This is a genomic window from Anaerotignum sp. (genome assembly GCF_040307045.1).
Taxonomy (GTDB): Bacteria; Bacillota; Clostridia; order Lachnospirales; family Anaerotignaceae; genus Chakrabartyella.
In genome coordinates, this window is sequence record NZ_JAWRKF010000017.1 from 1 (window position 1) to 12,106 (window position 12,106).

Genomic DNA, 12,106 nt, shown 5'->3' on the forward strand with positions numbered 1-12,106 from the left:
GCCTAAAAATTTCTGGTGATGATGCGCTCAGGGGACACACCCGTTCCCATTCCGAACACGTCGGTTAAGACCTGAGCGGTCGATGATACTTGGTGGGTAGCTGCCTGGGAAAGTAGATGGTTGCCAGAATCCATTCAAAAAAAGAACTGTTTATTGCAGTTCTTTTTTTTGAATTAAACCAAAGAACATTAAAGGGAAATGACTGCTATTAGCTAATATCAAAAAGGCATTCTATGATTATGTTTATCATAGAATGCCTTTTGTATTGTTAGATGAATTAATAATGTTAATCAGGAAAATGTTAGAATGATAAATCCATTTTCGTATCAATATCTTTTACTGATTGAAAGTCTACACGAAAAGTAAATAAATCATCTGTAGAGCTTTTTAAAATTCCCTTTCCACCAGTATCACCTTGTAATGAAAGCAATGCATCACGGTATTTTTTAGAAAAGATAGTTGGACTATGCCAAGTTAGGTTATAAACCACACAGCCCAATTCTTTTTTACTCATTCGGTATCCTGCAATGAAAGAGCAAATTACCTCAGCCTTAATATAGGGTTGATCACCAGTGAAAAACATATAGGCATCAGAAGTAGTATCTCTTGAGACGCCTATTTTTATTGATTCAGAAATACCTTGTTTCGCAGATTCATTCCACAAGGAATGAAATTTCATTTCTTTTGCTAAGTTACATATTTCTTCATATTGCGTAACCACATAGGGTGTTTGAACAATGTTTTCTTTAGCTAGAATGGAGAGTTCATTCATAATATGGAATATCATAGGCTCATTATTTATTGTATATAAAAGTTTATTTTCTCCAAAACGATGGCTAAAGCCTGATGCTAATATGATCGGTCTAATTTTCAAGGTCTATCATTCCTCTAACAATTTTTTCTGGTGTAATAGGAAGCTCCCTATGCCAAACTCCTGTGGCATTAAAGATTGCATGGGCAATAGCCGGAGCTGGTGTGTTTATAACGACTTCTCCGATAGATTTGGCTCCAAAAGGGCCTGTTGGTTCATAGCTACTTTCAAAGGAAACATTAATTTTCCCCATGTCTAACCGGGAAGGGATTTTATATTGCATCAAAGAAGTACCGAACAAATTTCCTTTGTTATCATAGATAATATCTTCGTATAGTGCCATACCTATGCCCTGAACGATACCACCTTCTGTTTGAACACGAGCAAGATTTGGATTAATGGGAGTTCCACAATCGACAACAGCTTCATAATGAATCAGCTCTACATGGCCAGTTTCTTTGTCCAACTCAATCTCAACTGCACCAACCATAAAGGGTGGGGGAGATACAGGGGAGAAGTTGCTTGATGTTACTTCTAATACAACATTATTTCCGCACATATCTTCATTTGCAAGATCTTTTAATGCAAGTTCTTTTGTATTATCGGTACTTCTAATAACGATACCGTCAAATACCAGTTCATCTTTTGTAATATTTAATTTGTCAGCGGCCACACCTAATATTCTCTGTTTTAAATCTGTGGCTGCTTTTACAGCAGCTGAGCCAGTTATATATGTTGTGGAAGAAGCATAGGACCCAGAGTCATAAGGGGAAGTATCAGTATCTACACCATAGACTACTACGTTATCCATTTCACACTCCATGACTTCTGCCACAATCTGTGCTAGGATAGTATCACAGCCCGTACCCATGTCAGTAGCACCAATATTTATTGAGTAAAAGCCATCATCATTCAGCTTAATGGTAACAGACCCTTTGTCGACATTAGAAATTCCAGAACCCTGCATACTCATTGCGATGCCAACGCTTCTCACTTTGCTATGGCTCATTTCACGGTAGGGATATTTTTCATCCCAACCTATATTTTTCTTTGCCCTTTGCAAGCACTTGTCCAAAGCACAGCTATTGGTCTGTTCGTTGTAGTAGGCAGGCATCACCATTCCTTGACGTACCATGTTCAATTCTCTTAATTTTACGGGATCAATATTTAATTTCGCTGCCAACTGATTTACTGCACTTTCTAGGGCAAATTGTCCCTGCGTAGCGCCATAACCACGATATGCTCCGGCGCTCATGTTGTTGGTATAGACAACATCATAGGAAAAACGAAATGCTTCGCAATTTGCGGTATAAAGGGGGATACTTTTATGTCCGCTGAGGCCGACTGTTGTTGGTCCATGTTCCCCAAAAGCACCTGTATTGGATAGGGTATTGATTTCGATTGCCTTAATTTTTCCTGAATGATCGGAACCAATGCGTACCTTAACTTCCATCTCATGACGCGGAGAGGAGGCAATTAGACTTTCCTCTCTGGTATATACAACTTTGGCAGGCTTTTTGGTAATCATTGTTACAATAGCAGGGTACACTTCAGCCACAATGGTTTGCTTTGCGCCAAAGCCACCGCCAACTCTGGGCTTCACAACCCTAATTTGACTTTTAGGAATGTCAAGTGCAGTTGAGAGAATTCTTCTCACATGGAAAGGTACCTGAGTCGAGCTTACAATGTTTAATCTGCCGTAGGTGTCAAAATAAGTAAATGTGCGGAAGGTTTCCATCATTGTTTGCTGAACTGCTTTGGTATGATATGTTTCTGATACAACAACGTCACACTTTGAGATTATTGAATCAACATCTCCGTTAGACTCAACTCCACTAGCACAAAGATTACGTTTATTATTGCCACCCACTTCAACAAGGGCTTTCCAGTCATCTTCAGGATGGATGACAATATTATTATCTTTTGCAGTTCTAAAATCTAAAACAGGTTCTAATATTTCATAGTCTACCTTAATTAGTTTAAGGGCTTCTTCTGCTGTTCTTTCATCCTTTGCTGCTACAACGGCAACGGCATCACCAACAAATCTTACTCGGTCTTCTAAAATATAACGGTCATAAGGGCTCAACTCAGGATAGGTCTGGCCTGCCATAGTAAAGCGCTTTTGAGGGATATCTTTATAGGTAAGTACGCATTCAACACCATATAGGTTTTTGGCATTTGAAGTTTCAATTCCTTTAATTTTTGCATGGGCATGAGGGCTTCTTAACACCTTAACGATTAGGCAGTTTTTCGGAGCTATGTCGTCGGTATAAACGGGTTGTCCCGTAACCAATGCCATGGAGTCTTTTTTTCGTACGGAAGTGTTTACAACACGCATTACTTCTCAGCCCCCTTATATGCAAGGTATTTTTTAATGGCACGCAACTGGCCTTCATAGCCTGTGCAACGACACATATTTCCACTTAAGAAAGTGAGAATTTCAGAGTCTGTTGGGTTTTCAAATTCAGAAACCATAGCCAAAACGTTCATGATAAACCCAGGAGAGCAGAAGCCGCATTGTTCGGCACCTTCATCTGCCATAAAACCACCAAATTCTTTTGCCTCATCTTGCAAGCCTTCTAGGGTTGTCACAGATTTTCCGTTTGCCCTTGCCAAAGGATAGGAACATGAGAGGATAGGTTTGCCTTCTACTAAGACAGTGCAAAGCCCACAGTTTGAAGTTTCGCACCCTCGTTTAACACTATAACATTCATGTTCTCTTAGAAAATCTAAGAGCACCATATCGGTTAATGCTTCTGCTACCAATGGTTTTCCGTTTAATATCATTTCAATTTTCATTTGATTCATCTCCAATCAATGCCAAAACGCCTCTAGCAACCAAAACTTTACATAAGTGCTTTCGATACTCTGCACTTCCTCGTGTATTCGTTCCAAATGTCAATTTATTTGCAACAAAATTCGCAAACACCTTTGCGTTTTCTTTTGTAATACCATTTATAAATATACTCTCATCATCCTGAACAAGTTCTGCTCGTTGGGGTCTAGCTCCAACACAAGCTTGTATGCCATGCTCTGTTTGTGCCACAGCAACGGCCAGTACGGGGAAATCAGTATAGGAATTTCTTAGGGATAAATATTTCATTACAGTGTTTTGCTTTTTCAAAATAATACGAATTAAGATATCTCGATCAAGAGGCATTTTAACGAACTCCCTTAGTGGAACTATTCCTTTTTTATATAGCTCAACCTCTGCATCAAGGGCCAAAAGGGCAGTAACTACATCGGAAAAAGGGAATTTCATAAAAACACTGGCACCAACGGTTGCACAATTTCTAAACTGGACGCCTACAATATGACAAAGGCTTTCGGAAATGCCATTGCCAAAGTGCTGCAATATTCTTTGATCTGTTTCTAATGTACGCAAAGGTGTCATTGCCCCAATCCTAAAGCAGTCATCCCATTCTTCGATGGTATCAATTCCTAAATTACTGATATCAATCCCAGTGTATATACGTTTATCTTGCATTTTCACCCAACACATTCCAGCAATTATTTGGTTGTTTCTTGATTGATTGAGTTCATAAGCTTCTTCAATACTTTCTACGATTTTATATTCTTCAATAGAAATCATTTTTTACTCCTTCCAAATCAACACTTTTCCTTTTGAGGTATCTTCAAAAACTATTTCGTGCTCATAAAGGTTACTGAGAGCTTTTGATAGTTTTTCGTATCCATGTTTTTCTTTGTCTATTATATCAATAAGTTCTCCATTTTTAAATAAAACCAACACATCTCCATATTCAGTGGCGATAGATGGGTTATGAATGCTCATAAAAATGCCTTTTCCTTGGTTTATGGAGAGGTCTTTTAAAATTTTCAAAAAACTATGTTGCTTTTTGAAATCTAAAAAAGCAGTAGGTTCATCAAGAACTAGCCAAGGGGTATCCTGCACCAAGGCTTTACACAAATAGGCAAGGCGGCACTCACCGCCACTTATTTCATCAATAAAACAATTTCTAAAATCCCAAATACCTATTTCTTTCATAAGTATTTTTTCTTTTCGCTTCATTTTTTCGGAAGGTTTTCCAAAGAAGTTGATATGTGGGGTGTGGCCCATGGATATTAGTTCCCAGACACGGTATCGGACGCCGGGATCAGCTTCTTGAGACACATAGGCAATCTGTTTTGCCCGTTCATTTAAACTCAATTGTTTAATATTTTTATCACCATAAAAAATGTTTCCCCTGTCTGGATGTTGAAACCCCAAAACAGTTTTTATAAACTGGGTTTTGCCAGCGCCATTTTCACCTAGAAGCATGATTAGTTTATTGGGATTTAACTCCAGAGAAATATTTTTAAGAATTGGTCGATTATTCAGTTTTAGCGTTAGGTGATCTACTGCTATTTTCATAGATTACTCCTGTTTCTGATATATAAAAATACAACCAAAAAAATTGCTCCCATAAAGGATGTTAAAATACTAATTGGGATTTCTGAGGCAGATAATGTTCTTGAAAGGGTATCTGCTATTAGCAACAATATGCCTCCAACAAAGAAACTCTGGGTGAAATTTTGCAAGTAGTTATCACCAGCAAAAATACGAACAATATGGGGAACAATTAACCCAATCCATGAAATAATGCCAGAAACACTCACTACAGCACTAACCAATATTGTCCCACAAATAATAGCAAGGGCTGAAATCATTTTTACATGGATTCCCAATGCCTGTGCATCGTGATCCCCTAGAGCCAGTATCCAAAGACGGCGCTTTATTAAAGTCAAAAGGATAATGGCAAAAAGACAAATGAAGAACACGACAAACACATCATTCCATGATGTGGAGTTAAAGCTGCCCATTAGCCAATATTCTATGGAGGCTAGGTGTTTGACTGGGTCTGCCATATACTTTAGTGCCATAATGATTGCATTGGCAAGGGAACCCATAATGATACCTGAAAGCACCATGGTATAAAGCCGTTTTCCCCCTATGCACTTTGATAAGAGCATACTGCAAAAAACCACAAACAAGCTACACATAAAGGATGAAACTTGAATGAGCACGTGATTTGAGGAGAAAAAAAGGATAGCAATGATTGCACCTACTGATGCGCCGCCGGAAACACCTAAAACGTCAGGGGATACCAGGGGGTTTTTAAAAAGGCTTTGATAGACAAAACCGCTTAATGCCAAAGCCCCACCGCTTAAAGTCACCAATATTGCCCTAGGCAGACGTATGCTTAAAAATATGTTTACATCCATTGCAGTCGGATTTCCACTGTTTGTGAGGATATGTAAAATATCTGTGATGGATAAAGAATATCTCCCAAAACAACAGGAAAGAAGGAAAGTGAAAAAAAGCAGAATCATCAAAAGCCTAGTTTTTTTCATGGTTTTCCTCCTTTACAAGCTTTTTCATCTGACGTTTATAGTCCTAAATCGGTGTTCGTTACAGTAATATCGAAAAATTCTTTATAGAAGTCTGTTGCTTCTTTCAAATAATCTTCTTGTGAATAGATTTCTGGGTGTAACATATGGGTTAAATATAAAACACCTAAAACGGAAGATGGAGTTGGATAATCCCAAGGCTCAATATTTGATGGAAAAGAATAAACATTTCCATTTTTTATTGCTGGAATTTCTGATAATGTTGAATTATTTTTGATATCATCCAGGGAATAATCCTTATAACTAACTGCAAAGATATACTCAGGTGCCCAAACGTTTAATTGTTCCGCAGATATTTGTTGCCAATATCCATTTGTTAATCCTGAGGATACATTTGTACCACCAGCCATTTGAATCAATTCATTCTGATACATTTTGGAGGTACAGGTGGATAAAAACTCACTGCCGCCAGATAAATAAACATTGGGTCGAGTGCTTATAGAAGCGGTTTTTTCCCTGGTTTCTGCCATTTTTTCATCGTAATAGCATAATAAAGCGGTGCTTTTTTCCGTTGTGCCAGTAATGGTTCCTAAAATGGATACACATTCTTTGAAATTATCCATGGTTTCTGGATCCACAACAACGACGGGTATTCCTAAGCTCTCAAAAGAGGTAACAGAATCTTGCAATTTTTGCGGTATAATGACAACATCCGGATTCAATGAGGCAATTTCTTCAATATTAACACCTTTACCGCTTCCGATTGCGGGTAAATCCAATAGGTTAGGGGCTGCCAGACGATAAAGCTCCCTTGTATCTGCTTTTGCTTCAATGCCTACCAGGTTGTTTTCCATACCCAACGCAATCAAAGCAGCAGTTGATATATAATAGCAAGAAACTATTTTTTCTGCAGGTTTTTCCAAGGTAACAGTACGTCCAATTTGGTCCGTAATGGTAATTTCCGTTGAGCTTGAGGCGGGGGCAGGGCTTTGTTGTTTTTTTGATGTACAACCGCTAAAAACTGAAATTATTAAAACAAAAACAACAAAAAAGCTTAGAATCCTTTTACTTTTCATTTAATTTCCCTCCGATTTTTTCTAATAGTTCTTTAAGTGCAACTTCTTGGGTGGTGTCATCTAAATCAATCAGAACGATATCTTCTCGTTTTTTAAGGTTTATTATAAAATAGGAGTCTACTTTTTTTAATATGGCAATAACAATTTTGTTGCTATTAAAAAGTTTCTCCACCTGATTGAGATAATCCAAGTTTTCTAATTCGGCAACGCCCAACTCATCTAATAATACTATTTTTTCAGATGAAAGTAAACTTTTTGTCAAACAAGGAATTCCTATGATCTGAAAGACTTCTTTGTTGTAGATGCAGCTGTCCTTTTTATGCCGTATGGTAAAAGGTAAATCATTTTCAATTTCCGCCAAATCAATGAGGCTATGAAAATAATGACCTCTTATTTTATTATTGATATAATAAGGTAGGGTTTGGTAACCAACATAGCTTTCCTTTAGATTATCAAGAACTTTTTTTGCAAGAAAGCTTTTGCCAACTCCTTTTTTACCGGTGATTAGAAAATTCGTTATCATTTGACTATCACTCTTTCTAATAAATTATAACTAAATCTAGGTGTTTTATTGAGTGCACCAATTTTTAAATATACCTATAAATTGTTATTCCGTCAATATTGTTTGCAGAAAAAATCTAAATATTATAGCATAAAAGGAGATTTCGTAGCAATTTTCGTTTATCAGTAGATGTAATTCTTCTTCAAGGCACTTTTATTATTTTTGCGTCCAATAGAAGGCTTCATTCCGCCACTTGAATTTTCTGGGGCATGATAGAATAGGTTGTTTTCTTATCAACATTGCAATTCTGTATTTTCGTGGCTCAAATTCTGGCTGGGTGGGGCTGTCGGTGTTTGATCACAAAAACTTACTTTACAAAGATTAGTAGAAGAAGTGTGGTTCAGCAAAAAAAGCCACCTAATAATGGTGGCTTTTAAAGATAGTTAGGGAAGTTGTATTTCTCCCCTTAAATATAATACTGCCTGACCTTGGATGATGACACGATCCCCTATAACATTACAGACCAAACTACCACCCCTTGGAGAGAGTTGATTGGCAATTAATTTATTCTTTCCTAATTTGGAGGCCCAAAGGGGAGCAAGAATACAATGGGAAGAACCTGTAGCCATGTCTTCATTTACCCCCAATTTGGGAAAAAAACAGCGAGAAACAAAATCACAATCGTTTCCTTTTGCGCTTACAACCACACCTAAGCCGTCAGAAAGTTGCTTCATTTTCTCAAAATTAGGCTTTAATTGCAAAAGATCTTCCTGGGAATCTAAAAGAAAAACTAAATCACGGGAAAGATAGCTTTCCTTAGGTTGGATCCCCAAAGCCTGGAGTATTTTTTCTGAGGGGCTAAAAGGACAGTGATCAAAAGCTGCAGTTTGGATTTGATAGGTATTGCCTTTACATTGCACCTCTACAGTTCCACCTTTTGTCTCAAAAGAAAGCATTTTCATGTCATCCTCTAAGAAGTGATGGATCACATAAGCAGCACCTAAAGTAGCATGCAAACAAAAAGGTACTTCTTTTTCAGGGGTGAAAAACTGCAGAAGATAGAGGTTATTCAATTTTCGGACAAAAGCAGTTTCTGAGTATCTATTTTCCTCCGCAATTTTTTGCATCACATCTTGTGCCAAAGGCTCAGTTAAAATACACACTCCCGTTGGATTTCCGCTAAACATCGAGGTTGTAAACGTATCAACTATGTAGTAGTTCATGAAGAAACACTTCCCTTTGAATCCAATGTTTTTGTGCCTAAAGTTTGCTGTATTCTAAGTAGCATACCGTTTTTCTTTAATACTACTAAGAATAGATATGCAACAGTGCCGCCCATGATAGTTGCACTTAAGAACATGGGGGTATAGAAGAATAGGGATAAAGAACCTTTGCCAACTAAAAATTTCATAACAGGGTAGGAAACGATAGACCCGATAATGCCTGTTCCAATAATTTCGCCGATAACAGCAAACAGAAGGTTGCCTTTGGAGGCACGGTATAAAATCCCGGATAATGTTGCACCAAAAATAGCCCCTGTTAATGCCAGTGGTGGTATCCCCATAAAGAGCATACGAATGATTCCAATCAGTGTTGCGTTGAGAAGGGCGTACCAAGGCCCCATAAAAACAGCACAAACGATATTAATTAGGTGTGCTGTTGGACACATACCCTCAATTCTTAAAAGAGGGGAGATGACCACGCCGGTGGCAACCATCATAGAGAGAAATACAATTTTTAATGTGTGACTACGTGTGTTCATTTTAGACTCCTTTCAAACAAAGCAAATAAAAAACCATGAGAAACATAGGTTTTCTCATGGGTGAAATTATTCCATATTAAAAATAGCGTTCCCATGGGAAAACCTTAAAAAAGGCGGTCGAAACTCAAAAGTTCCCTCTCAACCGGAAACACCGGCTCCCTCGCTATTTGGTTGTTTGTGAAAAAAAGGTCTAGGACGCTCCTCCTCTACCTTCCTGAATAAAGATAAGTCAAAAAAAGACATACCTCTAGGTATGCCACAGAAAAATCCCGTATTATTTCCTACGTTGGCATTACCCAAATCAGGTATCAGGGTCAAAACATTAATGTTTTTTCTCAGCCTGTTCACAAGCTCCCCTATGTTCTTCATTCATAATATGCATTGCGATATACACGCAATCCAAATTTAAATCTAATATATCATCTTGGAAAAAAATTGTCAAGATTCAAAAAGAAAGAAATTCATTAAGATGCCCTCTTTTTTATAGGAGAATAGAGGAGATCTGCACAAGGTTTGCTGAGCAAGGAATAAAAATGCAATTTTGACCTGTAAAATTGATTGAGTGTTCTAGGGAAGGTTTTTCAGTATATTTGCAAAGAAGCAGTGGAATAAAAATAAATACAAGAAGGCGTTTTTTATAAGTTGATTACTTTATAAGCTAATTATTAATGATTGGTTCAAGGATTTTTTTGAAAGGCTGTCCCCACAAAAGTAGGGTATTTAGTCCTCATTGTCAGTTGTATATGGTAACTTAGTTACGGAAGATTATGTTCACAAATAGTAAAGTGTTGTTAATATAAAATGAGAGAGGATGATAAAGATCTGTTTCACCCAGATCACGAAATTGGAGAATACAAGCAGGCTTTTAGAGCTTGCACCTAAGGAAACACTGTTAAAAGTGGGCTTTCAGAAGAACATGATACTTTGTGATATTGGATCAGGAACTGGTGTTTTTGCATTTGAAGCGGCAAAAATCAGTGGCAATGACATATACGCCTTGGAAGTTTCTCAAAAACTTATCACTCTATTAGAGGCTAGAAAAGAGACGTATGGGTTGCAAAATGTTAAAGTTGAAAAAGTGAAAGACAAGGGATTACCTTTAAAAAGCAACTGTTGTGATATGGCACTATTGGTAACTGTTTTACATGAGTTAGAAGCACGGTCGGAGATGCTTAGTGAAGTCAAAAGAATTTTAAAGGACAATGGAAAGCTTTTGATCATTGAATTCCATGAAAAACAAACACCCATGGGACCTCCCATTAGCCATAGAATAGGGGAGGATAAAGTGGAACGGCTATGTATCGAAAGTGGGTTTCAGGTTTGGAATCGTTTGTTCTTGGGGGATAATTTTTATGGTATTCTTTTCAAATCTGAAATAGATCATCCTGGGACATGAAACTTTTTTATTTGACCATGTGTGATCTAACAATTTTGTATGAAAAAAGGCCAAACCTATGGTTTTATAGCCCTTGGTTTAGCCTTTTTTAGTTAGTGTTTTTTAGATTTTTGTTTTGTATCTGTTTCTGTAAATGAGCCATTTTTTTGTGGGCAAAAAACATCAGAAAAACCATCATCATTAGAATAACGCCCATTAATAAACGATATATGGTTGACCCCGTTTGAAAGTCAACGGCATAAGTATATGCAAAATACAATACACAAAGAATTAGAAGTGTTCGATGAAATTTGAATTTGTTGTATTGTGCAGTAATATTTTCTATTGTTTCGTTTGTATTTTCCATTGAGACTCCTTTTTTTGACGAATTATGGCACTTGGGTTTCGGCCAAAAACATTTTAACACCTTGTGGTGTGCGTTTTTTCCGTGCTACAAAAAATACTAGTGCATCCAAAATGACACTGGTATAAATGTGAGACTCAGCACCAAAGACTGACGTGGATGAGGACTCGATGGTACTAGCCAGTGCAAAATCCGCATGCTTTTTCAGTGGGCTTGTGCTTATGTCTGTTACGGCAATGGTAGAGACCCCTTTTTTTCGAGCTAGCTCAAAAGCTCTAACAACATTCTTAGAACCGCCACTGTGGGATACACCAATAACGATATCACCATATCGTGCCAAATTGATATTGGCCAGCTCCAATTCATCCGAGATAGAGTTGGTGGTTGCAACCCCAATCCGTCCAAGGCGGAAACAAAATTCCAGAACAGAGGGAATGGTATTTCCTGAAGCAATGATGTGTACGGTATTGGCAGATGCGATTAAATCTACGCATGACCAAAACGATTTTTCATCCAGTACGTTGCCGATATGCAGCATATTTTGTGCTGTTGCTTGAAAAAAATCCCCTATGTTACTTAGTTGTGCATCAGTTGGTGGTTGAAGAGCTTTATCCATACTGTGAATCAGCATAACCTTTAGCTGATAAAAGCCTTTATAACCCAGTTTTTTACTCATACGTACCACTGTGGCTTCGCTAGTGTGACTTTCTTTTGCAATTAAAACAACGTTTAAAGAGTGTATTCTATCAATATTTTCCAGTAGAAAAGTAGCAACTTTTTTTTCTGAGGAAGAAAGACTGTCCATATTTAGTTTGATATTTTCATATGCGGAGTCTACCAAATTCATTGCATCTTCCTCCTGCCTTA

General features: G+C 37.6%; 12 protein-coding genes, 1 rRNA gene and 1 riboswitch. Of the genes, 2 read left to right on the top strand and 11 right to left on the bottom strand.

Annotated features, from left to right (window positions below):
• Positions 1-11 precede the first annotated feature (11 nt).
• Positions 12-129 (top strand): 5S ribosomal RNA (rrf, locus tag ABVZ64_RS08945).
• 172 nt (positions 130-301) lie between these two features.
• Here rrf and ABVZ64_RS08950 read toward each other — a convergent pair.
• From ABVZ64_RS08950 to thiW, 10 genes are all read right to left on the bottom strand, one after another.
• Complete coding sequence (locus ABVZ64_RS08950) at positions 302-874, bottom strand: nucleotidyltransferase family protein (protein WP_352400672.1); 573 nt, start codon at positions 872-874, stop codon at positions 302-304.
• On the bottom strand, positions 864-3,149 hold the full coding sequence (locus ABVZ64_RS08955; protein WP_352400673.1) for a xanthine dehydrogenase family protein molybdopterin-binding subunit: 2,286 nt from the start codon (positions 3,147-3,149) through the stop codon (positions 864-866). The genes ABVZ64_RS08950 and ABVZ64_RS08955 overlap by 11 nt, the downstream gene beginning before the upstream one ends.
• Positions 3,149-3,610, bottom strand: coding sequence for a (2Fe-2S)-binding protein (locus tag ABVZ64_RS08960; RefSeq protein WP_352400674.1), 462 nt, complete (start codon positions 3,608-3,610; stop codon positions 3,149-3,151). Before ABVZ64_RS08960 ends, ABVZ64_RS08955 begins: the two co-directional genes overlap by 1 nt.
• A complete protein-coding gene (locus ABVZ64_RS08965) occupies positions 3,600-4,403 on the bottom strand; it encodes an FAD binding domain-containing protein (protein WP_352400675.1) in 804 nt (267 codons plus the stop codon). Before ABVZ64_RS08965 ends, ABVZ64_RS08960 begins: the two co-directional genes overlap by 11 nt.
• Before the next feature lie 3 nt (positions 4,404-4,406).
• Positions 4,407-5,183 carry an ABC transporter ATP-binding protein gene (locus ABVZ64_RS08970; protein ID WP_352400676.1) on the bottom strand — a complete coding sequence of 259 codons (777 nt, stop codon included), beginning with the start codon at positions 5,181-5,183 and terminating at the stop codon, positions 4,407-4,409.
• The gene (locus tag ABVZ64_RS08975; RefSeq protein ID WP_352400677.1) at positions 5,180-6,163 is read right to left on the bottom strand and encodes a FecCD family ABC transporter permease; all 984 of its coding nucleotides are present in this window, start codon (positions 6,161-6,163) and stop codon (positions 5,180-5,182) included. Before ABVZ64_RS08975 ends, ABVZ64_RS08970 begins: the two co-directional genes overlap by 4 nt.
• A gap of 35 nt (positions 6,164-6,198) precedes the next feature.
• On the bottom strand, positions 6,199-7,236 hold the full coding sequence (locus ABVZ64_RS08980) for an ABC transporter substrate-binding protein (RefSeq protein ID WP_352400678.1): 1,038 nt from the start codon (positions 7,234-7,236) through the stop codon (positions 6,199-6,201).
• Positions 7,226-7,759 (bottom strand): nucleoside-triphosphatase, encoded by a 534-nt coding sequence (locus ABVZ64_RS08985; RefSeq protein ID WP_352400679.1) that lies wholly within the window; start codon positions 7,757-7,759, stop codon positions 7,226-7,228. The genes ABVZ64_RS08980 and ABVZ64_RS08985 overlap by 11 nt, the downstream gene beginning before the upstream one ends.
• Positions 7,760-8,181: 422 nt before the next feature.
• Entirely contained in the window at positions 8,182-8,961 is a 780-nt protein-coding gene (locus ABVZ64_RS08990; protein WP_352400680.1) for a PhzF family phenazine biosynthesis protein, read from the bottom strand.
• A complete protein-coding gene (thiW, locus tag ABVZ64_RS08995) occupies positions 8,958-9,500 on the bottom strand; it encodes an energy coupling factor transporter S component ThiW (protein ID WP_352400681.1) in 543 nt (180 codons plus the stop codon). Before thiW ends, ABVZ64_RS08990 begins: the two co-directional genes overlap by 4 nt.
• Before the next feature lie 261 nt (positions 9,501-9,761).
• Positions 9,762-9,868: riboswitch (TPP riboswitch) on the bottom strand.
• A 443-nt stretch (positions 9,869-10,311) separates the two neighbouring features.
• Between thiW and ABVZ64_RS09000 the strand changes: the two genes are divergently transcribed.
• The gene (locus tag ABVZ64_RS09000; RefSeq protein ID WP_352400682.1) at positions 10,312-10,896 is read left to right on the top strand and encodes a class I SAM-dependent methyltransferase; all 585 of its coding nucleotides are present in this window, start codon (positions 10,312-10,314) and stop codon (positions 10,894-10,896) included.
• 368 nt (positions 10,897-11,264) lie between these two features.
• Here the strand turns inward: ABVZ64_RS09000 and ABVZ64_RS09005 are convergent, their stop codons facing one another.
• A complete protein-coding gene (locus tag ABVZ64_RS09005) occupies positions 11,265-12,086 on the bottom strand; it encodes a MurR/RpiR family transcriptional regulator (RefSeq protein WP_352400683.1) in 822 nt (273 codons plus the stop codon).
• Between the last annotated feature and the right edge of the window lie 20 nt (positions 12,087-12,106).